The organism is Acinetobacter genomosp. 33YU (assembly GCF_001990725.1).
Lineage (GTDB): Bacteria > Pseudomonadota > Gammaproteobacteria > Pseudomonadales > Moraxellaceae > Acinetobacter > Acinetobacter seifertii.
The window spans coordinates 83587-107168 of record NZ_LFZQ01000001.1 but is presented as its reverse complement, the minus strand read 5'-3'; the positions used below and the strand labels follow the sequence as shown (position 1 = coordinate 107168).

The 23582-nt window shown below is 39.5% G+C and carries 20 protein-coding genes; 12 read left to right on the top strand and 8 right to left on the bottom strand.

Going from position 1 to position 23582, the window contains the following annotated elements:
• The first annotated feature begins 36 nt into the window (after positions 1-36).
• The 4 genes from AC056_RS00495 (at position 37) to AC056_RS19510 (ending at position 4177) form a co-directional block, all read left to right on the top strand.
• A complete protein-coding gene (locus AC056_RS00495) occupies positions 37-1050 on the top strand; it encodes a class I SAM-dependent methyltransferase (RefSeq protein ID WP_077162416.1) in 1014 nt (337 codons plus the stop codon).
• Positions 1051-1071: 21 nt separating this feature from the next.
• Positions 1072-2532 (top strand): amino acid permease, encoded by a 1461-nt coding sequence (locus AC056_RS00490; RefSeq protein WP_004705739.1) that lies wholly within the window; start codon positions 1072-1074, stop codon positions 2530-2532.
• 277 nt (positions 2533-2809) lie between these two features.
• Positions 2810-4015 (top strand): RtcB family protein, encoded by a 1206-nt coding sequence (locus tag AC056_RS00485; protein WP_077162415.1) that lies wholly within the window; start codon positions 2810-2812, stop codon positions 4013-4015.
• 3 nt (positions 4016-4018) lie between these two features.
• Entirely contained in the window at positions 4019-4177 is a 159-nt protein-coding gene (locus AC056_RS19510; RefSeq protein WP_004705737.1) for a hypothetical protein, read from the top strand.
• A gap of 128 nt (positions 4178-4305) precedes the next feature.
• Here the strand turns inward: AC056_RS19510 and omp38 are convergent, their stop codons facing one another.
• Positions 4306-5355, bottom strand: coding sequence for an outer membrane protein Omp38 (gene omp38 / locus AC056_RS00480; protein ID WP_077162414.1), 1050 nt, complete (start codon positions 5353-5355; stop codon positions 4306-4308).
• A 379-nt stretch (positions 5356-5734) separates the two neighbouring features.
• On the opposite strand from omp38, the gene AC056_RS00475 reads away from it, so the two are divergent.
• The 3 genes from AC056_RS00475 (at position 5735) to AC056_RS00465 (ending at position 8109) form a co-directional block, all read left to right on the top strand.
• Positions 5735-6250, top strand: a complete 516-nt coding sequence (locus AC056_RS00475; RefSeq protein WP_077162413.1) for a GspH/FimT family pseudopilin — start codon at positions 5735-5737, stop codon at positions 6248-6250.
• A gap of 108 nt (positions 6251-6358) precedes the next feature.
• The gene (locus AC056_RS00470) at positions 6359-7534 is read left to right on the top strand and encodes a thiolase family protein (protein ID WP_077162412.1); all 1176 of its coding nucleotides are present in this window, start codon (positions 6359-6361) and stop codon (positions 7532-7534) included.
• A gap of 131 nt (positions 7535-7665) precedes the next feature.
• Positions 7666-8109 (top strand): VOC family protein, encoded by a 444-nt coding sequence (locus AC056_RS00465; protein ID WP_077162411.1) that lies wholly within the window; start codon positions 7666-7668, stop codon positions 8107-8109.
• 52 nt (positions 8110-8161) lie between these two features.
• On the opposite strand, the gene AC056_RS00460 is transcribed toward AC056_RS00465, so the two are convergent.
• The 5 genes from AC056_RS00460 to AC056_RS00440 form a co-directional block, all read right to left on the bottom strand.
• Positions 8162-8647, bottom strand: coding sequence for a DUF934 domain-containing protein (locus tag AC056_RS00460; protein ID WP_077162410.1), 486 nt, complete (start codon positions 8645-8647; stop codon positions 8162-8164).
• Complete coding sequence (locus AC056_RS00455; RefSeq protein ID WP_077162409.1) at positions 8640-10283, bottom strand: nitrite/sulfite reductase; 1644 nt, start codon at positions 10281-10283, stop codon at positions 8640-8642. The genes AC056_RS00460 and AC056_RS00455 overlap by 8 nt, the downstream gene beginning before the upstream one ends.
• Before the next feature lie 166 nt (positions 10284-10449).
• Positions 10450-12855, bottom strand: coding sequence for a glucose/quinate/shikimate family membrane-bound PQQ-dependent dehydrogenase (locus AC056_RS00450; protein WP_019457525.1), 2406 nt, complete (start codon positions 12853-12855; stop codon positions 10450-10452).
• A 174-nt stretch (positions 12856-13029) separates the two neighbouring features.
• Positions 13030-14262 (bottom strand): carbohydrate porin, encoded by a 1233-nt coding sequence (locus tag AC056_RS00445; RefSeq protein ID WP_077162497.1) that lies wholly within the window; start codon positions 14260-14262, stop codon positions 13030-13032.
• Positions 14263-14417: 155 nt separating this feature from the next.
• A complete protein-coding gene (locus tag AC056_RS00440; protein WP_077162408.1) occupies positions 14418-15536 on the bottom strand; it encodes a CaiB/BaiF CoA transferase family protein in 1119 nt (372 codons plus the stop codon).
• A gap of 210 nt (positions 15537-15746) precedes the next feature.
• Here AC056_RS00440 and AC056_RS00435 point away from each other — a divergent pair, with 210 nt between their 5' ends.
• Complete coding sequence (locus AC056_RS00435) at positions 15747-16760, top strand: AraC family transcriptional regulator (RefSeq protein ID WP_039253244.1); 1014 nt, start codon at positions 15747-15749, stop codon at positions 16758-16760.
• Between the two features lie 391 nt (positions 16761-17151).
• Here AC056_RS00435 and AC056_RS00430 read toward each other — a convergent pair whose 3' ends face one another.
• The gene (locus AC056_RS00430; RefSeq protein ID WP_077162407.1) at positions 17152-18246 is read right to left on the bottom strand and encodes an agmatine deiminase family protein; all 1095 of its coding nucleotides are present in this window, start codon (positions 18244-18246) and stop codon (positions 17152-17154) included.
• Positions 18247-18474: 228 nt separating this feature from the next.
• On the opposite strand from AC056_RS00430, the gene AC056_RS00425 reads away from it, so the two are divergent.
• The 4 genes from AC056_RS00425 to AC056_RS00410 all read left to right on the top strand — a co-directional run bounded on the left by AC056_RS00425 (position 18475) and on the right by AC056_RS00410 (position 23129).
• A complete protein-coding gene (locus AC056_RS00425) occupies positions 18475-19680 on the top strand; it encodes an acetyl-CoA C-acetyltransferase (protein WP_077162406.1) in 1206 nt (401 codons plus the stop codon).
• A gap of 18 nt (positions 19681-19698) precedes the next feature.
• Positions 19699-21834, top strand: a complete 2136-nt coding sequence (locus tag AC056_RS00420; RefSeq protein WP_077162405.1) for a 3-hydroxyacyl-CoA dehydrogenase NAD-binding domain-containing protein — start codon at positions 19699-19701, stop codon at positions 21832-21834.
• A 164-nt stretch (positions 21835-21998) separates the two neighbouring features.
• Positions 21999-22253 carry a hypothetical protein gene (locus AC056_RS00415; RefSeq protein ID WP_019457519.1) on the top strand — a complete coding sequence of 85 codons (255 nt, stop codon included), beginning with the start codon at positions 21999-22001 and terminating at the stop codon, positions 22251-22253.
• A 15-nt stretch (positions 22254-22268) separates the two neighbouring features.
• Complete coding sequence (locus AC056_RS00410) at positions 22269-23129, top strand: patatin-like phospholipase family protein (protein ID WP_068936774.1); 861 nt, start codon at positions 22269-22271, stop codon at positions 23127-23129.
• Positions 23130-23158: 29 nt separating this feature from the next.
• Here AC056_RS00410 and AC056_RS00405 read toward each other — a convergent pair whose 3' ends face one another.
• Positions 23159-23578 (bottom strand): GNAT family N-acetyltransferase, encoded by a 420-nt coding sequence (locus tag AC056_RS00405; protein ID WP_004705721.1) that lies wholly within the window; start codon positions 23576-23578, stop codon positions 23159-23161.
• Positions 23579-23582 lie beyond the last annotated feature (4 nt).

Sequence of the window (23582 nt, the reverse complement as noted above, 5' to 3'; positions counted from 1 at the left end):
GTTTCCACTGGGCATTCTTCTTCATGAGAGATGTACATGGATCCTAGAAGTGAAGTGGTATTAAGACAACAAGACTATTTAAAAGGTAGACTCTTGTTGATTAATGCACCCAATGACGCTTTGGTAAGTCAATTACCTACTGAGGTTGATGCATCAATCTGGACATGGAATTATGCGGATTATCAAGGCTTTGTTAATGCAGGCACAACAGCACATTTCTCGGTTGAGTTTCCATCACAAGAATTTGATCAGGCTATAATTTTTGTTCCAAAATCAAAAGAGCTTTTAAACTATATATTGCATGTGGTGATGAGCCATCTAAAAACTGACCAATCAGTTTTTTTAGTAGGTGAAAAAAAAGGTGGTGTTGAAAGAGCTGCTAAACAACTACAAAGTTTTGGCAAAATTCTTAAACTTGATAGCGCTCGACATTGTCAGTTATGGCATTTAAAAATTGAGAAAACTGAAAAGCTCAAACCTCTTGAAAGCTGGTTAAAAACCTATACTGTTCAAGCAAATGGACATGAACTTACCATTTGTGCTCTACCGGGGGTTTTCAGTCAAAATCATCTAGATGTGGGAACTGCTGTTTTACTCCCTTATCTTAATGACGTGAAATCAGGTAGAATTGCCGACTTCGGGTGTGGTGCAGGAATTATCAGTTGTTATTTGGCAAAAATAAATTCAAGTAATATTATTCATGCCTTAGATATTGATGCTTTCGCTTTACGGTCAACGGAAATGACTTTTAGTCGAAATGGAATAGGTTCAGACCAGTTGAGATTGCAACCTGTTATAGGAATTGCAGACGCCCCAACAGAACTTGATGCCATTGTCAGTAATCCTCCCTTTCATCAAGGTATTCATACCAACTATGATGCAAGTGAAGGACTCTGCCAGAACGCTAAAAAACATTTAAAGGCATCGGGTGAGCTATGGATTGTAGCAAACCGTTTTTTAAACTATCCGATCTTAATTGAGAAGCACTTTGGTCAGTGTGAGATTAAAACTGATCTTCAAGGCTTTAAGGTGTTATATGCCTGTGCATAACAAACTATGTAAGGAATCTCCATGAGCGAAACACATGCTCCTGAAAAACTCCAGCGAAAGCTTGGAGCTCGTCATCTGAATATGATCGCCATTGGTGGTTCCATTGGTACAGGTCTCTTCCTTGCTTCTGGATCAACCATTGCAAACGCAGGCCCTGGTGGGGCTCTACTCGCTTACTCTCTTATTGGTATTATGATTTACTTCTTAATGACCAGTTTAGGTGAGCTTGCGACTCATACCCCAACATCTGGTGCATTTTTTACCTATGGCAGTCGCTATGTTGAAGATGGCTTTGGTTTCGCTCTAGGCTGGAATTATTGGTACAACTGGGCAATTACGGTTGCATTTGAACTTGTTGCTGTACAGTTTATTATGAAATTCTGGTTTCCAGATATTCCCGGATTTTACTGGAGTGCCCTTTTCCTCGTTATCATTTTCATGATTAACGCAATGAGTGTAAAAGGTTTCGGTGAAAGCGAATTCTGGTTCTCAATGGTTAAAGTTATTGCAATTATTGCCTTTATTATTATCGGTATCGCCATGATAATTAAGCTGATGTTGACACCGGGAGTAGCGACTTTTGGCAACTGGACCTACAAAGATGCGCCTTTTGTGGGTGGTTTACAAGCTATGATTGGGGTCGCCATGATTGCAGGATTCTCATTTCAGGGAACCGAAATGGTGGGTGTTGCTGCGGGTGAATCGAAAGATCCAAAGAAAACTATTCCACTTGCAATTAAACAGATTTTCTGGCGAATTTTATTATTCTATATCTTGTGTATTTTCATTATCGGCACACTTATCGCCTATGATGATCCAAATTTATTACAAGCTGCAACAACAGAAAATGTTGCCCTTTCTCCTTTTACCTTGCTTTATGAAAAGGTAGGCTTTGCTTTCGCTGCGAGCTTAATGAACGCGGTTATTTTGACTGCTATTTTGTCGGCAGGTAACTCGGGCATGTATTCTTCTACCCGTATGTTATTTGACATGGCTCAACAAGGCCGTGCACCAAAATGGTTTGCAAAACTCGATAATCGTGGTGTTCCAATGAATGCGCTATATGCAACGACATTTATTGCTGCATTCTGTTTCTTAACGACATTTATTGGTGAAAAACAAGTCTTTAACTGGCTACTCAACATGTCAGGGATGTGTGGTTTTATTGTCTGGTTAGGTATTGCAATTTCACATTATCGCTTCCGTAAAGGTTATATCGCTCAAGGGTATAAACTTGAAGATTTAGCATATCGTGCCAAGTTTTTCCCATTTGCACCTTGGTTCGCATTCATTCTGTGTTCAATCATTATCTTAGGCCAAAATTATCAAGCTATTTTGGGTGGAAAAATTGATTGGATCGGCTTACTTTCTACTTATATTAGTTTGCCTTTATTCTTAGTAATTTGGCTCGGATATAAATGGAAATATAAAACTAAATTAATTAGTTACGACAAAATGAATGTAAAACCAGAGCAAGATTAACAGTAAGTTTAAGTCGTTAATTAAAGTAAGCTGAAGATCCAAAGCTTGATCTTTAGTTAAAAACAGGTAAAATGCCGTTCAGATTTTCAACGGCACTTTTTAAAAAAGGAGGACATCATGCCAACACTACAAGGTAAAAAACAGTAACGATTTGGCACGATGTCAGCTCACGGACAAGTGTACAAATTTAATTCACTTGTCCGAATGCTCGAATTTAAGACCTAGCATTCGCTAGGTTTTTTTATGCCTATTCGGACAGAAAAATAAGAGAAAAATTATGGGCATACAAAAAATATTAAACGAAGAGGCACTTTACGGTGTCCCCGTTAAAATTTTCACTCAAGATATAGACAGTGAAAGTATTGAACAATTGAAGAAAATGGCACAACTGCAATTTATATATTCACATATTGCTGTTATGCCAGATGTTCACGTAGGAAAAGGTGCGACTGTAGGAAGTGTTATTCCGACTAAACATGCCATTATTCCAGCTGCAGTCGGTGTAGACATTGGCTGTGGAATGAATGCAATTCGTTTAAGTCTAAAGGCTTCACAACTTCCTGATAACTTGAGTCGTTTACGTGATGCAATTGAACGTAAAGTACCAGTTGGATTTGCTTTACATAAGCAGGTCAAAGCTAAAGCATCGAGTATTATTCCACTCGAAAAGCGGTTACAACCGATTGTAAAAAAACATTCTGGTTTAATTCGAATGCTTCGGCAGTTCGATGCGACTTGGCAAAAACAATTAGGCACATTAGGAGGTGGCAATCACTTTATAGAGTTATGTATTGATGAAAATCAAGATGTATGGGTAATGCTACATTCAGGTAGTCGAGGTTTGGGTAACGTCATTGGTACTTATTTTATTGAACTTGCCAAGAAAGAAGCACAACATCGCTTTGGGCATGTACCTGATAAAGACTTAAGTTATTTTGCTGAAGGTTCAAACAGTTTTAATGATTATGTAGAAGCTGTGGAGTGGGCCCAAGAATATGCTTTTGAAAATCGTAAAGAAATGATGCGATTAGTCTTAGAAGCAATCCGACCTATTCTACCCTCGTTTCAAATGACAAAAGAAGCAATTAATTGTCATCATAATTATGTAAGTCGAGAAACCCATTTTGGTGAAAATCTTTTAGTTACCAGGAAAGGGGCGATTAGAGCAGGTTTAGATGAGTTAGGAATTATTCCTGGCTCTATGGGAGCACGCTCTTATATTGTTAGAGGAAAAGCTAATCCTGAGTCTTTTTGTTCATGTTCTCACGGCGCTGGGCGTAAAATGAGCCGTAGCAAGGCAAAAATTCTTTTTAATCAACAAGACTTAATTGAGCAAACCAAAGGTATTGAGTGCCGTAAAGATAGTGGCGTTGTCGATGAGATCCCAAGTGCTTACAAGGATATTGATGAAGTCATGGCGAACCAATCAGATCTTATTGAAGTGGTCCATACACTTAAACAAGTTTTATGTATTAAAGGTTAAAACATGAAAATTAAAGAAATGCCAAAAATTAAGGTCCGTAACCACGTAGCTCTGTCCCCTTTACTTCAAAAAGGTGGTATGCATGAGACAGAAAAACCTCGTGCACAGCATCGTCGAGATAGACAAGATACTAAACAGCAATTAAAAAAAGGTGTTTGGTAAAAACTTATCTATAAACAATTAACTGAATAGATATTATTGAGGAGATATAGAAATGAAAAAATATTTGAAAAATCGCAATAAAAAAAGCGACTCGTTAGAGTCGCTTTTTTACTGTTCAGAAACTCAAATTATTGAGCTTGTTGACCAGGTTGAACTACTACAGTACGGCTACCAGTGATTGTCGCGAATACACGACGGTTCATAGCACGACCTTCTTTAGTTTTGTTGTCAGCAATCGGTTGATCCCAAGCGAAACCTTGAGTAGACAAACGAGAAGCGTCAACATTGTATTCGTTTACAAGAGCTGATTTAACAGAGTTAGCACGAGCTAAAGATAAACGTTCGTTCAACTTACGTGGACCAGTGTTATCTGTGTGACCTTCGATACGTGCAGTAGCGTTAGGGTATTCAGTTAACTTCTCAGCAACTTTAGCGATTTCTGGCTTGTATTGGTCTTTGATGTTTGACTTGTTAGTATCAAAGAACACACGAAGTTCCATGTTAAGGTCTTCAGTTAACTCTTGTGGTTGTGGAGCAACTGGAGTTGGTTCAACTGGAGCAACTTCTACTACTGGAGCAGCAGGCTTCAAGTGACCACCAAGAACTACGTTTAAACCAGCAAGAGCTGTATAGTTCCAGAATTGTTCGTCAAAGTTATAAGTACCACGAGCTTCTGTACGAAGAGATAAAGCATCGTTGATGCGATAGAACGCACCGATACCAGCATTACCTAAAGTACCTTCTTCGCTAGTGTGGTAACCAAGATCAGGAATATCGTATTTGTAGTGACCAGCACCTAACAATACGTATGGCTTGAATTTGCTGTCATAGTTTTTAGTAATCAAATCAGAAGTAACATAGAAGTTACCATTGATTTGTTTTTGTTTGTATTCAGCATTTGGAGCACCCGCAATACCGTTTACATCACCTTTAACTTGGTTATATTCAGCTTCAAAACCTAACCATGGTGTTAACTCAACACCTAAAGCTGCACCAACGAATAAATCGTCTTGTAACTCAGGTCCGTTAGTTAAACTACCTTTGTCACCACCGTTATTGTGTTGGCTGTCTTGGAAAGTGTAACCAAGCAATAATGGAGTAACTGTTACGCCAGCATTAGCAGCAGCTAATGGAGCAGCAACAAGCATAGTAGCAAGTGCAATACGACTCAATTTCATGGATATCCTCCAGAGATAACAATTGTTGTTCAAGCTCAGCCTAAATTTATTGGCCCCTGAGATATTTTTACCCCAGTATTATTTTTAAGCTATTCACATTTGAATCATACAAACACTTGATAAACTTTCCAAGTGCTTGATAATTTTAATCAAGTAAATTATTGACAAAATTACTTACAATTTCCGTTGTAATTCGGTAATTTTTTACTCAACTAGCAAAAATGAATAACTTCTTTGTTTCGCTTGCGGTGATTTTACCAGTATTCTAGCCAACTGATAACCCTTATTTAATTTTGTGTTTCCTTATTATAAAAAATAATATAAATCATTGTCAGAAAACATAAAATTGCTCTATTTATACATATATTAAGGTTTTTTAATGTTTAAATCTCCCGGTTTTACTATAGTTGAACTCTCTATAACCCTCGTAATTATTGTAATTATGTCAGTTATAGCCATTCCTTTATACCATCAATTTATGGCAACTGCAGAATTAAAAAATACTCCGCGTGTACTCACAATTCATATACAAAAAGCCAAATATGACGCGATTGTTAGGCATACAAACATTGTTCTGTGTCCCAGTTCCGATCAATTCATTTGTAATACGAACTGGAATAGTCAACTCATTAGCTTTGTAGACAATAATCGTAATCTACAACATGACTTAAATGAAGAGTTATTAACTTCCATAGATCTTAATCATCATTATGGCTCTATGAAATTACAACGTTTTGGAAAAAAACAAAATAGTATTGTTTTTCAGGGCAATTCCGGACTTCCAATCGAGTCTAATGGTAGTTTTATTTATTGTTCTTATGATCAGCTTAAAAATTTTAAATTAATTCTCAGCAAAATGGGGCACATCCGCTTAGAAGAATCTCAAAATTGTTAGAACTCTACAGTCTAATGCAGAACCCAATACTATCCCCATTTTGCAATATACTGCTTAAGTTTTAATGTTTTCTTAATTTGAGATAAAGAACAATCGGAGATTACAACAATGACTGACATCGTAATTGTTAATGGTGCTCGTACTGCTATGGGTGGTTTTCAAGGATCACTGTCTGGTCTAACTGCTCCCGAACTAGGTGCAGTAACAATTAAAGAAGCAATCGCACGAGCAGGTTTGCAGCCTACTGATGTTGAAGAAGTCATTATGGGATGTGTTCTTCCTGCTGGTTTAAAACAAGGCCCTGCTCGTCAAGCGATGCGTAAAGCTGGTTTACCAGACTCTACAGGTGCAGTGACGATTAATAAACTTTGTGGTTCAGGTATGAAAGCCGTAATGCAAGCAGCCGATATGATCAAAGCAGGCAGTGCTGAAATTGTGGTTGCAGGTGGTATGGAGTCGATGACAAATGCCCCTTATGTTCTACCTAAAGCACGAGCTGGCTACCGTATGGGTCATGGCGAAATTAAAGACCATATGTTCTTTGATGGACTTGAAGATGCTGAAACAGGTCGTTTAATGGGTTCTTTTGCTCAAGATATGGCAAATACTCGTGGCTATACACGTGAGCAAATGGATGACTTTGCAATTCGCTCATTAAAACGTGCTCAAACTGCAATTACCGAAGGCTATTTCAAAGATGAAATCGTTCCTGTTACCGTACCTAGCCGTAAAGGTGATGTCGTTGTTGATCAAGATGAACAACCTTTAAATGCAAAGATCGACAAAATTCCTTCGCTTAAACCAGCTTTTGCAAAAGACGGTACAATTACCGCAGCAAACGCAAGCTCTATTTCGGATGGTGCATCTGCGTTAGTATTAACTTCAAGTGAGGTTGCTACTCAACGTGGTTTACAACCACTGGCAAAAATTATTGCAACAGCTTCAAACTCTCAGCATCCTTCAGAATTTACAATTGCTCCTGTTGGTGCCATTGAAAAAGTTCTAAAAAAAGCAGGATGGAATGCCCAAGATGTCGATCTTTGGGAAATTAATGAAGCCTTTGCTATGGTTACAATGTGTCCAATTGATGATTTCAAACTTGATGCAGAGAAAGTGAATATCAATGGCGGTGCTTGTGCACTAGGTCACCCAGTAGGCTCAACAGGTTCACGTATTATTCTTACCCTGATTCATGCACTTAAACGTACTGGCGGTAAAAAAGGTATTGCAGCACTCTGTATTGGTGGTGGCGAAGCAACAGCCGTTGCGATTGAACTCATTTAATCTAAATTCATTATTTTAAGATCCCACTTCAGTGGGATTTTTTTTATGAAAAAACTACAAAAAATGACCCACAAAATCACTTTTAAGTTTTAACTTATTCTTTTAAACGAAAACAACAATGGACAATAACAATGCAACTCAATCACTATCTCAACTTTCAGGGTCAGGCGGAACAAGCGTTTAACTTTTATAAATCAGTCTTTGGTGGAGAGTTTGCCATGCTGAGTCGCTATGGTGATATGCCCGCTCCCGAAGGTGTGACCTTATCAGAAGCGAACAAAAATCTGGTTCTTCACGTTTCTCTACCTATCAATGAATACACTGTACTTATGGCATCAGATACAAATGATCAATTCTGTGCGCCTAACAGTGTTTTTACCCAAGGTAATAATCACTACATCGCAATTAATCTTGAAAAGGACGAGCAAGAAAAAGCTAAACAACTTTTTGATGCCCTATCTGTAAATGGCCAAATTGAAATGCCTCTAGAAAAGACTTTTTGGGGAGCATTGTATGGTGCTTTTACTGATCAGTTCGGCATAAAGTGGATGGTTAATTGCCAACTTGATACATAATTTTAAATATAAAAAATCCCGCAAATTGCGGGATTTTTTATGTCAGCATATCTTAAGCACCCGTTTGGTAGCTCGCTTTTGGCACAGCAGTTGAGGCTTGATACGGATTGGTAAAATCTTGCAAACCTGCCGCAGCTTCTTGTACGTCTTTGCCTTCTTTTACAACAAAGCTATCAAAACCAGAACGCTTTAAGTAGTTTAAAACATCCTTAAATACATCACCTGTTGCACGTAACTCACCTTGGAAACCTTGGCGACGTAACAATGCTGCAAATGAGTAACCTCGGCCATCACCAAAACCCGCAAACTCAATGAAAATTGCATCTAGTTCATTTAATGGGAAAGTATGATTTTCAGGCGAATCATTTACCGTCACATACAAAGCTTTTTTGCCTTGAATGTTGACTAATTGGTCAAGTTGAGCCGTTGTTACGACAACGTCACCTTGAGGAATCACACCATCTTCAGCAATGATTTGATAAGTATTATCTGCAATCGTGCCGTCTTTATAAAGCACTGGTAGAGCTGTATTAAGCATATGCACGCTCCTTAAATGGTTGAATTCCTACACGGCGATATGTGTCAACAAAACGCTCACCTTCTGTACGCAAATCAAGATAAGTATTTAATACTTCTTCAATAACATCTGGCACAGCATCTGCTGCAAATGATGGCCCTAAGATGTCACCGATTGATGCATCATGGTCAGAATTACCACCTAATGTAATTTGGTAGAATTCAGCGCCTTTCTTATCTACACCTAAAATACCGATGTTACCTACGTGGTGATGACCACAAGCATTCATACAACCAGAAATATTTAGATCTAAATGACCAAGATCATAAACTTTATCTAAGTCATCAAAACGACGTGTAATCGCTTCAGCAATTGGAATTGATTTCGCATTTGCTAGTGAACAGAAATCACCGCCTGGGCAACTAATGATATCGGTAATGAAACCAATATGTGCGCGTGCCATATTTTGTTGTTCAAGTGCTTGCCATAAATCAAACAAGTCTTTTTGAGGTACGTCTGCCAAAGCAATATTTTGTTCGTGAGTCGTGCGAAGTTCACCGAAAGTATATTTATCAGCAAGATCTGCAATAAAGTTCATTTCTTCGGTGGTCATATCGCCCGGTGCGATACCTGCACGTTTTAGAGAAATCGTAACAATACGATAGCCTTTCACTTTATGTGCATGCGTGTTGATATTGAACCATTGCTTGAATTTTGGATGCTCTGCAAATAAAGCGGTAAAGTCTTCATCTGCTAAATCTTGATAATCAAACGGGGTAAATTCTTCATCCAGTTTTTTCAAAATTTCTGGCTGAATTTTCAATGCTTCACGTGTATGTTCAAATTCAGCTTCAACTTTCTGAGCAAATACTTCAGGCGTTAATGCCTTAACTAGAATTTTAATACGTGCTTTATATTTATTATCACGACGGCCATGCAAGTTATAAACACGTAGAACTGCTTCTAAGTAAGCAATTAAATCTTCACGTGGTAAAAACTCGCGAATAACGCTACCAATGATTGGAGTACGGCCTAAACCACCACCAGCCATAATTTTATAGCCAATTTCACCCGCTTCATTACGCACGATGTAAACACCAATATCGTGGAATGCCGTTGCTGCACGATCTTTTTCTTCAAGTGCAGAAACTGCGATTTTGAACTTACGTGGCAAGAATGCAAATTCAGGGTGGAATGTACTCCACTGACGAATCAATTCACATGTTGGACGTGGGTCTGCAATTTCACCAGCAACCACACCAGCATATTGGTCAGTTGTTGTGTTACGAATACAGTTACCACTCGTTTGAATGGCATGCATTTGTACAGTTGCAAGTTCAGCTAAAATATCTGGCACGTCTTCAAGTGCAGGCCAGTTTAATTGAATGTTTTGACGCGTAGATACATGCGCATAGCCACGGTCATAAGCAGTTGAAACTTCAGCAACTTTTCGTAATTGTTTAGAATTCATTAAGCCATACGGCACAGCAATACGCAGCATAGGCGCATAACGTTGCACATATAAACCATTTTGCAAACGTAATGGACGATATTCATCTTCAGAAAGTTTGCCAGCTAAATAGCGTTCAGTCTGATCACGGAACTGAGCAACTCGTTCATTAACCAGCTGCTGGTCGAAATCGGTATATAAATACATGGCGTATGGCTAGTAGATTCATTATTAAGGCGGATAGCATAGCGAGCTTTTATTCATCAATAAAATGCTTTTTTTGCATATTTAATAACGGTTTTATTGATAAGCTTTAATATAAATCAATATAAAAAAAGCCCAGATCAATCTGGGCTTTTTTTATAGCAAAGGTTTATTTGTTATCTGGCAATGCATAAGCTACTAAATAGTCGCCCATTTTTGTACCAAATGAACCATGACCACCGGCCATGATCACAACATATTGCTTACCATTAATTTCGTAAGTCATTGGTGTTGCTTGTCCACCTGCTGGTAAACGCGCTTCCCAAAGTTTCTTACCATTCGTAACGTTAAAGGCACGGATGTAGTTATCTTGAGTTGCACCAACAAACATGACATTACCTGCGGTAGAAATTGAACCACCTAAACCAGGAACACCAATTTTCACAGCTGGTAATTGGAATAGTTTTGGCAAGCTATCACGGATAGTACCAATACGTTTTTTCCATACAACCTGATGCGTTTTCAAGTCTACACCAGCTACATAACCCCAAGCTGGTTGTTTACAAGGTAAACCAAGTGGAGATAAGAATGCGCTGATTTCGACACCATAAGGTACGCCATACATTGGCTGAATACCCTGCTCAGTTCCTGCACCTTTTGCAGTTTGTGCACGGTTTGGATCTTCAGGAATTAAACGGCTTACGAATGGCAGACCAATCGGGTTCATTACAGCAACCTGACGATCAGGGTTAACTGACATACCGCCCCATTCAAACACGCCTAGGTTACCAGGGAAAACTAAAGTACCGTTTTCTGATGGTGGTGTATAAATACCATCGTAATTTAGACGTTTGAAAGATACACGACACATGAGCTGATCAAGCATTGTGGCACCCCACATATCTTTATCAGTCAATTTATCTTGTGGCGCCAAGTTCAAGTCAGAGAATGGCTGAGTTTTTGAATAGTGCTCGCCTTTGGTTTGTGGACCGCGCTTAACTGTTTGTGGAACTGGTTTTTCAGTTACAGGAACAATCGGCTGACCATTACGACGATCAAGAACAAAAGCATTACCTGTTTTAGTCAATACATAGATTGCTGGAACAGTTTTACCTGCTTTGTCTTTAATATCTGCCAAAGATGGCTGAGATGGCACGTCCATATCCCACAAGTCATGATGAGTGGTCTGGAAGTTCCATATCAATTTACCAGTTGAAGCATTAATCGCTAACATTGAGTTCGCATAACGTTCTTTCAACTCAGTACGGTCACCACCCCAGATATCTGGAGTACCTACGCCTGTTGGAACATAAACGATATCAAGTTTGGCATCGTATGCTAAAGGTGCCCAAGCATTTGGAGAGTTATGAACAAATGTTGTACCTTGTCCAGGCATAGCATTTGGATCTGCTGCACCAGTGTCAAATACCCAAAGAAGCTTACCAGTATTTACGTCATAACCACGAATAACACCTGATGGCTCTTTATTTGAGTAGTTATCTGTTACAGAACCCGCAATTACGACAGTTGAACCTGTCACAACACCCGGAGATGTTGGGTTATAACCACCGGGATAAGCATATGGCATAAACTCTTGTAAGTTCACTTCACCATTTTGACCAAAGTCAGTACATGCTTTACCAGTATCAGCATTTACAGCAACTAAACGTCCATCATTGACTGGAACAAAGACTTTACGAGGACATTGAGTTGAAGTCGACTTCTTGGTTTGCAAGCTTGTCGCAAACTCAGTTGTGTTGTTTGCATCGTAGTACATTACACCACGGCAAGTTAAATGCTGGAACGATTTATCCGTTTTAAGCTTCGGATCAAAACGCCATTTTTCTTTACCAGTCGCTGGATCAATCGCAATTAACTGTTGATGAGCTGTACAGATAAACATGTTATTGCCAATTTTAATTGGCGTAACCTGATTGGTTGTTTCACCCGAATCATTATCTGTCTTGAAATCACCAGTACGTAGTGTCCAAGCCACTTTCAAATCTTTGACGTTTTGGTCATTAATCTGTTTAAGTGGAGAATAACGTTCACCTGCTTGAGTACGACCATAAGCTGGCCAATCACTCTCTGCTACACCTGGAACGGCTTGAGCAGTTTCTGGTTGTGGTGTTTTAATCTCACCATTAATTTCTTGCGGATCGTTAAAGATAGAATAAACCATCAATACGATTGCAATCGCTAAAGTTGAAGATAAGGCAACTTTACTTGATCCAAGGTTGTTGATTCCACGAGTCACAGCCGGAACCAATAACCATAAACCAAGAATACCTAAAATATCTAAACGTGGTGCAAGCGCCCAAAAGTCTGTTCCAACTTCCCAGACACTCCAGATAATGGTACCTAGCATTAATGCGGCATAAACCCACAAAGCTGTTGACGCACGCTTGTAGAGTTGCCATGTAACAATGAGAAGTAAGACTCCAGCTACAATGTAGTAAATTGAACCGCCTAGTGTAGCGAGCCAAATACCTCCAATTAGCAGGAATAACGCCAATAACCCAATAATAATTACGGTAAAAGTCGTTAAACCTGATCTTGAAGAAGGTTGATTCATAAACCACCTCTTATTAATCATCATTTTTATCGGAAAGATGTGTCAAAAATCTTAGAGAGAAATGACATCATCAATACATCTAAAACAAAATTCAGGCACGAAGAAAAAAACGGAAGGTCTGGATACTTCAATTAATGATTTAGCCATCGACAATCCGTTTTTCGGAATAGTTACTTAGAATACGGTTGAGAATTTAATACCGCCTACCCAAGTGTTATCACCATTTTTTAATGCACCAACATGACGAACATATTGCACATTTGGACGAATAGTTAGCCAATTAGTGGCATGAATACCGTAATAAAGCTCGGTATTGTATTCAGTGTCATATTCTTTGGCTTGAATATCGCTCCAGTCATCATTGATATGAATACGAGCAACACCAAGTGCTAATTCATCTTGAGGACGTTGATTGAGCAAACCTTTGTAGACCAAGCCTACATTTTGCATGTTATCGACTTTATTGGTATCTGAGTCATGGAAAGTCAGATTCACAAAACCTGTTAAACCACGATCAGTTTGGTCAGCTGGTTGGAATAGTTTTTGTTTTGCAGTTACCCAAACACCTTGTTTATGCGATGTTTTGGTTGGATTGGCAATTTCCTCTGCATCAGCAGTGCTGTAGTAATAACCTAAACGGTATTCACCAGGCATGCTTTGCACACCTAATTTAGGTGACCAAACGACCTCTGCTGGAATAATTGCACCGTGAGATCCGTCTGTGCTCAGGTTAAAGCCTTTGCCTCGTTCCAAGTTCTCTGGGTTATATTCATATACACCGACTTGCGTATATAGATCAGGTTGCACGTTATATTTAACACGCATTGCCCATTGGCTCACTGGCCAGTTATACCATTGGTCGCCAACCCAGTTACCCACTTGTGAACCACAAAGTGCCAAGTTCTGGAAGTCACAGTCAAAACTATTAAAGTCTTCGCCTTCACCAAAACGACCAACTTTCACATCTAACTTTTGATCAAGGAATTTTTTCTTAATCCATAAATCAGTTAAACGCCAAGTTTGCTCACGCCCCCACACTTCTTGTGCAGAACTAATGTGTCCAGCTAAAGCAGGAGAATGTTCAGAAAGCGATTGCCCATCACGATAAGTTAACGTGATTTGAGCTTCTGTATCTTGCCACCCTAAAATTTTACTCAGGTCCAAATGCGAACCTAAAGCGAGTTGCCCTGTATAAGCACTGCCATGTGAAGAAGTATTCTTTGAATCTAAAATACCGGCATATTCACCGGTATATCCAAAAGAAAAATCATAACCTTGTGCTTGTAACGCTGTGCGTTGCCCGTTCCAATCACCCAACATCCAAGAACCATTTGGGTCAAATGCAGCAGCAGCTTGTGCATGCTGAACAAAAAGAGTAATTGATAAAACGGATAAACAGGAAACCATCAAAGATTTATGCGTTTTCATGTTTACGTACCTTTTATGTCTTTGTTTATAAAGGTTACGCTAATTTTATGTAAAGAAATTATTCAAAATGTTAATCAATTGATTAATCAGATAATAATCTTAATACACACTGTATAAGAAATAACCCTAAGACATTACCACTGTCCCTCACCAAGCTTTTGACCTACAAAGGAATATCGCATTTGTGAACGTGAAAACTTTATTGGGCATGCGATCTGTGGTTCTGTATCTGTCGTATTATTTTGCAAAGGAACATCCACAATCCATCCACGTTGTTGTGCTAATGGCGAGTTTAAAGCCTCACTCAAACTCAATACTGGCTCTACACAAACATCCAAATTTGCAAAAATTTCATGCCATTCTTTGAACGTTTTGGCTTTAATTTTTTCTTGAATAGCTTGCTTCACTTCTTGTCGATCTTGGACATCTAATGAAGCGCCTTTTTGCAACAGCACAGGTAAATCTAATGCAGCAGACAACCCAGCCATAAATTGTGGCTCAAGACTACCAATAGAAAGATAACGACCATCTTGAGTCATATAATAGTCATAGAAAATGCCACCGTTGAGCATGCCCTGCTCTGGCGCCTGCTCAACTTGACCTGCAAGTGCGGCTGATGCTGCCATGCTATTTAGACTCGCCACACAATCGGTCATGGAAATATCAATATATTGTCCCATACCACTACGACTGCGTTCGACAACCGCAGCCAAAATAGCAATAACTGCATGTAATGATCCGCCTGCAATATCAGCAACCTGAATGCCAAGCGGTGGCGGGCCGCTATCTTGTCGACCGCTATAACCTGCAATACCCGCTAAAGCTAAGTAATTAATGTCGTGTCCAGCTCGATCTTTATAGTTTCCAGTTTGTCCATAACCTGTGATTGAGCAATAAATTAAACGCGGGTTAATTTCTGCAAGTGTTGCATAGTCTAGCCCTAAACGGCGCATAACATCTGGCCGAAACTGTTCTATGACAATATCAAACTCGGAAATCTTGGCTTTTATCAGATCAATACTGGCAGCATCTTTTAAATCTAGAACAATCGACTGTTTATTTCGATTTAGATAACTATGTGCAGTCGCCTGTCCATTGGCATAGGGCGGCATAATCCGGATGAGATCTGGACGTGATGGAGATTCGATATGGATAACTTCTGCGCCCATATCGGCTAAGTACATTGTGGCAAAAGGTCCAGGTAAGAGCGTCGAGAAATCGAGAACTTTAAGTCCGTTTAATGCTGTCGTCATCGTATTTTTAACCACTATTATTCGAATTTTCTTTTATATTAGTTAAGCAAATATTCTAAAACAATGTCATGTTCAGCCATTTACCTTGATCATTTCGGCAATTTAACATGTAAAAAGTGCTTTTACACTGTTGTAAATCGCCAATTTATTTTTTTAGACGGTCATTTAGGTCAATTTAAAGTGAACATCAAAGAGACTGAAGGATTCAATATGAGTCGCGATACGATTAGCATCCACTTCGTGAATGCGGCTTTGACAGGCGTAAAACGCCTTGGCATGGATGTCGAGACGTTACTTTCACATGTGGGTATCGAAGCGGAACTATTACGTCAACCTAAAGCTCGAATCTCACCAGAACAATATACCCGTTTTATAAAAATGCTATGGATGGTCACCCAAGACGAACACGTCGGTTTTGATGTACAACCACGTCGTTTGGGCACTTTTGCCATTATGTGTCAGTTGATTATTCATGCAAAAACTTTGGGACAAGCTCTCGAACTTTCATCTCAATTTTACAAGTTATTTGGTGATGAATGGTCGGTAACACTAGAGCGTGACAAACACGAAGCGCGTTTAGTACCTCTCATTCCAAAAACATTAGATCCAGATCATTTCATTACTGAAAGTATGCTCATGATTTGGCATGGTTTAGCATCGTGGCTGATTGAACGTCGTTTACCGTTAGAACGTGTTCATTTTAGCTATCCGCGTCCTGCACATGCAGATGAATATGACGCGTTATTCTTTGCGCCAGTCATGCAGTTTGATGCACCTCGCACCGAAATAACTTTTGCAGCTGATTATCTTGATTTACCAATCCGCCAAGATGAAAAAACGCTAGAAGAGTTCCTAAAAGCAGCCCCTGCTCAGCTTTTAGTAAAATTCAAAAACACCAACTCATTGACTTCTCGTATTCGTGACGTACTTAAGAGCCAAATTGGTGAAGAAATGCCAACGCTTAATGACGTTGCATCAATGCTGTATTTATCTCCGCAAACCTTACGCCGCCGCTTGGCTGCTGAAGGTAAAAGCTACCAAGGCGTAAAAGACGCTTTACGTCGAGATGCTGCTATTCACTTGTTGCTCAACCCTGAATTAACACTTGAAGATGTTGCTCAACAGGTTGGCTTTAGTGAAACCAGTACCTTCCATCGTGCATTTAAAAAATGGACTGGTGTAACGCCTGGTTTATATCGTCAGCTACACGGTTATCACAATTAATAATTTCTAAAAGCAGTATTCAACTTTTTGCAGTTGAATACTGCTTTTCAAATAGATAAGTAGTCAAACGTACATATACCATTTACTTGACTAACAATGATTATAAAAAAGCTGATTTTGCTCGTCGACAATCTCAAAATTTGATTTATGTTCACTTGTATGACGCCATGGAAAAATGGTTGCTAATCATCTAGCCAAATTAAATTATCAAGTCCGATATATTGTAATTATTGTTTTTAAGTCAAGTGTTGGCCAAGGTGTAGATTTATCCGAACCTCTCATACAAACAATATAAATAAACTTCATTTGTTATTAGCACAATGAAAAAAGCATGCGAGTTTAAAGAACTGGTATCAGCTTATGAATAAATTGATACCAGTTTTAAATCAAATTATTTATGTCTAGCAGCTTGAATAAGTTTTACAGCATTATCTCCTGCCACTTGCCAAGTGAGACAACGCACGCTGCCGCCCATTGGACAAACATTTTCCGCATTCACAGAAATGACTTTCTTACTGGTATTTTGCTTGATGATCGTTAATGCTTTCTCGTCATGCGGCATATTAAATGTGGGCACATAAATATTATTATGTGTGACCGTCGCATTCAAATTTACGCCACAAGCTGATTCAAAACCTTCCCATTGACCTTTAGGATTGGTTTTATACTCAACAGGAACTTCCACAATTTTTGCAGTTGGAAAAGAAGTTTTTAATTCCTTCATTATTATTGACCTAAATGATGGGTTTTTTGAGTAGTCATTCACAAGCAATGTATTTTTATCCACCCAACTGACCATGCCATCTGAATGTGCCAGTACTTCTTCATCTGGTTCGAGAATCGCAACCTCTGTTGCACCCAATGTTGCTTTTAACTCTTGTTTGGCCTCATTGTAGCTAAGCTCATTATCTTGCATAAAACGTGTTGTCGTAATTACACGACCTGCATAGTCATCTACAAGATTTCCCCCATCAATCATCAAATCAGTTTTGGCTCTTTGAATTTGATAACGATCAGCAAATTGATTAAAACTTTTTTGCACGTCTTTACTTTGCTTCTGAGTCATTGATGCCCAAGTATAAGTAAATTGCACAGGCTGCTCAGGATTAACCGTGCTGAAGTCCCGCATCCAAATATCGCGAATATCATCCACCAATAAAATATCTTCAGGAACTTTACCGGTGAAATAAGGCTTCGTGTCTTCATCCACCAAAATGACTACGTTGTCATTGCCTAAAATTGATTTTGCATAAGCAATCTGGAAATCCACAATCTGTTGAAACGCTGATTTGTAATAAGCATCATGCACAGATGGTGCAGACAATACCAATAACATTCTCTCGTCAGTAACTTGATTTGAATAAGTTTGGCCCATTTTTTTATCCTCACTTACTTTATTATTTTCAAGATTTTTTCCAGATGAATCACATCCCCAAAGTGACAATATCAATGCCATGACAGCATAGTGACGCTTTGTTTTTATCATGTGCTTTGGCCCATCACTTATACTAATAATTTCCAAAGGCTAGTCTAATCGAAGATATTTCCAAACATGTAAAAGAACACCAAATTTAACAATTGGCTGGATTACTTATCTCTCATCAAATTGGCAAAAATCATCACCTGACTGGTGCGCTTATCGTCATTGCACTCGCTCTTAAAACCAGTACACTCAAAACACAAATAAATTTTAAGCAATAAAAAAGGAACTGTTATGAGCGAGGCTTATATTATTGATGCCATTCGCACACCACGCGGAAAAGGAAAAAAAGACGGCTCTCTTTACGAAGTAAAACCAATCACATTACTCACCACCCTATTAAACGAATTGCAGCAACGCCATCAGCTTGATACATCTAAAGTGGACGACATTGTTCTGGGCTGCGTAACGCCAATTGGAGATCAAGGTGGGGACATTGCCAAAACCGCAGCAATTGCTGCAGGCTGGAATGATGATGTTGCTGGTGTACAAATTAACCGCTTTTGTGCATCAGGTTTAGAAGCAGTCAACATGGCAGCCATGAAAGTCCGCTCTGGTTGGGAAGATTTGGTCGTTGCTGGTGGCGTTGAATCAATGTCACGTATTCCAATGGGTTCTGACGGCGGGCCGTGGGCTTTAGACCCAGAAACAAACATTAAGTCATCATTTGTTCCACAAGGTATCGGGGCCGACCTGATTGCAACCTTAGATGGCTATAACCGTGAAGATGTCGATAACTTTGCAGTGAAGTCACAACAAAAAGCAGCGGCAGCTCAAGCAAATGGTTATTTTGACCAATCAGTTGTGCCAGTCAAAGATCATTCAGGTGTGGTGATTTTAGAAAAAGATGAATTTATTAAAGGCCATACCACACTAGAAGGTCTTGCAAAGCTCAACCCAAGTTTTGAAATGATGGGGCAAATGGGCTTTGATGCAGTCGCTTTACAAAAATATCCAGAAGCACAAAAAATCAATCATGTTCATCACGCAGGTAACTCATCAGGTATTGTCGATGGAGCAGCTGTCGTTTTATTAGCTTCAGAAAAAGCAGTAAAAGAACAAAATTTAAAACCACGCGCTAAAGTTTTGGCGACTGCATTAGTCGGTACTGACCCAACCATCATGCTAATTGGTCCTGCGCCTGCTGCACGTAAAGCCTTGGAAAAAGCAGGCCTTACGATTGATGATATTGACCTATTTGAAGTCAACGAAGCATTCGCAGCAGTCGTTATGCGTTTTATTAGTGAACTCAACGTCCCTGCTGAAAAAGTAAACGTAAATGGTGGTGCGATTGCTTTAGGCCATCCGCTAGGAGCAACAGGTGCCATGATTTTGGGCACACTACTTGATGAGCTTGAACGACAAGATAAAAAGCGTGGTCTAGCGACGCTCTGTGTTGGCGGTGGTATGGGTATTGCCACCATTATTGAACGCGTATAAAAATTAGGGATATAAAAAATGAGTGCAATTCAATACGAACAAAATGCCGACAATATTGTCATCTTGACACTTGATTCAACTGGTCAATCTGCGAACACCATGAATGCTGAGTTTCGTGACTCACTTGATGAGGTCACTCAGAAACTTAAAACAGAAACAGAACTTTCAGGCGTTATTTTCCGTTCGGCTAAGAAAACGTTCTTTGCAGGCGGTGATTTAGATGAGCTAATTCAAGTTCAACCTGAGCATGCAACTGACTTTTTCAATATGGTTGAAAAGCTAAAAGGTCATTTACGTACAATAGAAACGCTTGGTATTCCAGTTGTTGCAGCATTAAATGGCACAGCACTGGGCGGTGGATGGGAAATTGCATTAAGTTGCCATCACCGTATTGCAATCAATGACTCGAAAAGCAAATTTGGCCTACCAGAAGTTACTTTAGGTTTATTACCGGGCGGCGGCGGTATTGTGCGTATGGTACGTCTGCTTGGGCTTCAAAATGCATTTCCATTTTTAATGGAAGGCAAACAGTTCGGTGTCGATAAAGCCAAATCTTTAGGTTTAATTCATGATACTGCTGAAAATGAACAAGAGCTTTTAGATAAAGCAATTGCTTGGATAAAGGCAAATCCGAAATCTCAACAGCCTTTTGACGTGAAGGGTTATAAAATTCCGGGTGGTGACCCAAAAACTCCGGCAGTTGCACAAGTCCTCGCGATTGCACCAGCCATGTTAAAAGACAAAACCAAAGGCTGTTACCCTGCCCCTGAAGCAATTATGGCAGCTGCAGTTGAAGGCGCTCAAGTCGATGTAGACACTGCACTGCGCATTGAGTCTCGCTACTTTACTCAGCTTACAACAGGTCAAATTTCTAAAAATATGATCGGCACTTTCTGGCATGGTTTAAATGCAATTAAGTCTGGTGCGAGCCGCCCTGCCGACGTTGCAAAATGGCAAGCCACTAAAGTGGGTGTGTTAGGTGCAGGCATGATGGGTGCGGGCATTGCCTATTCAACAGCCATTAAAGGCATTCCAGTTGTACTTAAAGATGTATCTTTTGAAAATGCTGAGAAAGGCAAAGCTTACTCACAAAAACTCTTAGATAAACGTGTTTCACAAGGCCGTATGACCGCAGAGAAACGTGATCAGGTTTTATCGCTCATTACGGCTACAGCGTCAGCTCAAGACCTTCAAGGCTGTGACTTAATTATTGAAGCGGTATTTGAAAATCAAGAACTCAAAGCCAAAGTCACTCAAGAAGCCGAACAATATTTAGTACCTAACGGCGTAATGGCATCAAATACATCGACCCTGCCAATCACAGGCTTAGCGCAAGCAAGTAAAGATGATAAAGCTTTTATCGGTCTACATTTCTTTAGCCCTGTCGACAAAATGCAGTTGGTTGAAATTATCAAAGGTAAAAATACCTCCGCAGAGACACTTGTGAAAGCCTACGATTTCGTACAGCAAATTGGAAAAACACCAATTGTTGTCAATGACAGCCGTGGCTTCTTTACCAGTCGTGTATTTGGTACTTTTATTCAAGAAGGTATGCGCTTGCTTGCCGAAGGTGTCCACCCAGCACGTATTGAAATGGCAGCACTGAAAGCAGGCATGCCTGTGGGACCACTTGCGATTCAAGATGAAGTGTCTTTAACTTTAACCGAGCATGTTGCTAGCGAAGCACGTAAAGCTTTACAAGCCGAAGGCAAAGAGCTACCGAAAACACCAGTAGATGAAGTGATTCATACCATGATTCATGAATTAAACCGTAAAGGTAAAGCTGCTGGCGCAGGTTTCTATGACTATCCTGAAAATGGTAAAAAACACCTATGGGAAGGCTTAAACCGCTGGCAGAAAGATCATGATATTTCTGAGCAGGATATGATAGATCGCATTTTGTTTGTACAAGCCTTAGATACCTTACGTTGTTACGAAGAAGGTGTGTTGGAATCGGTTATTGATGCCAATGTCGGTTCTATTTTTGGAATTGGTTATGCCCCTTGGACTGGTGGAGCGATTCAATTCCTCAATCAATATGGTATTGAGAAAGCAGAAAAACGCGCCGAAGAGTTAGCTACCAAATATGGTGAGAGATTCACACCACCAGCATTACTAAAAACCAAAGCTGAGCAGAAACAAAATATTCAATAATTTAAATCTATTAAATATTTAAAAACTGCATAAACCTTACCCATATAAATATATTTTATTTATATGGGTTTTTCTTTATGTTCTTTAAGATTTCTGCCTACAGCCTAAATATGCTATAAATAGACTTCATTTTTGTGCTTCTACAGCACATTCGAGAAATCCTTATGTCCGATAAAAATTCTTCCGAATCAGCAGTTTTAGGCTGGAAATTTGTTCTGATCGTTGGTGTTTTAAGTGCGATTTTCCTTGGCTTTTTCTATTTAGCAATGAGTAATGAACCTGACTATATGCCAGGTGCTCAGCGCAAAGCTCAACAGCACGAAATGCAACAAAAAGCTGAAAAATCGACAGATCAACAAAGTCAGCATGACAACATGCCTGGAATGGACATGCAAGAACATCAGCATTCACATCAGTAATCAGATATTTTTCAAATGACAGATTTTTCCCGCAATGCACTAGTTGTAGAAGGTGGAGGCATGCGTGGTGCCTTTACCAGTGGTGTACTTGATGCTTTTCTACAACAACAGTTCAATCCTTTTGACTTATATGTTGGTGTATCTTCCGGTTCGACCAATGTGGCTAATTACTTAGCAGGTCAACAAGGCCGAACTTTAACATTTTATATTGATCATTCCCTCCGTCCTGAATTTATCGATTATAAGCGCTTCTTTAAAGGTGGCGATTTACTCGATTTAAAATGGATGTGGGAAATTGGTGAAAAAGAACATCCTCTTGATCAACAGAGCCTTTTTGCCAAAAATCCAGATTTTTATATGGTGTTGACGCATGCCAAAACTGGTCATGCTGAGTATCTTCGTGCTGGTAAAGATAATCTGTTAAATGCACTGCGTGCTTCTAGCTCAATTCCGGTTTTAACGCGCCATCCCGTCGATATTATGGGTGAACCATACTTTGATGGCGGCGTTGCAGATGCCTTACCCGTTCGCTGGACAGCACAGCAAAGTGGCGTTAAAAAGCTGTTAGTTTTACGCACTCGTCCTAAAAATTACTTTAAGGGCAGTAGCCGAGGGGATCAATTCCTCGCAAAATATGCGTTTAAACATTACTATGGTTTTGCAAGCAGTTTACGAAACCGTTGTGCCCGTTATAACGCTTCGGTAGATTTTGTTCGTGGCAATAATCCAGACCAGCAAATTTTAGAAGTTTGCCCACCGCCACTTAAAAATATGGCTGGACGTTTAACCACAAATCCGAAAAAGCTTCGTTATAGTTACGAAGTTGGTTTAGAGACTGGCTTACAAGCCATCGAAAACTGGAATGCGATGAAGTAATTCAAAGTTGAGATTTCTACAAAGGAATCTCAACTTAACGCTAAAATCATATTGATATGTGGAATACCACAATCTTGGTAAACTTCACCCTGCACGTTAAAACCTAGAGCCTCATAAAAAGCTGTCACATAAGTTTGCGCGGAAAGCTTTAAATAAGGCAGTTTCTGGTTACGCGCATAGTCAATAATATGCTGCATTAAAATTTTACCTATACCCTGCTTTCGATAAGGTATTAAAACAGCAACACGTCCTACACTATGCTGCGGTAACAAACGTGCTGTAGCAATAGGCTGCTCTTTGTCATACACCATAAAGTGCACAGCAGTGGCATCAAAATCATCCCATTCATCTTCGGATGCAATGCCTTGCTCTTGAATAAAGACTTGCTCACGGATGTATTTCGCATCTTTCTCAAGCTGTTCCCAACCACCCGCTATAACTTCATACATCCTA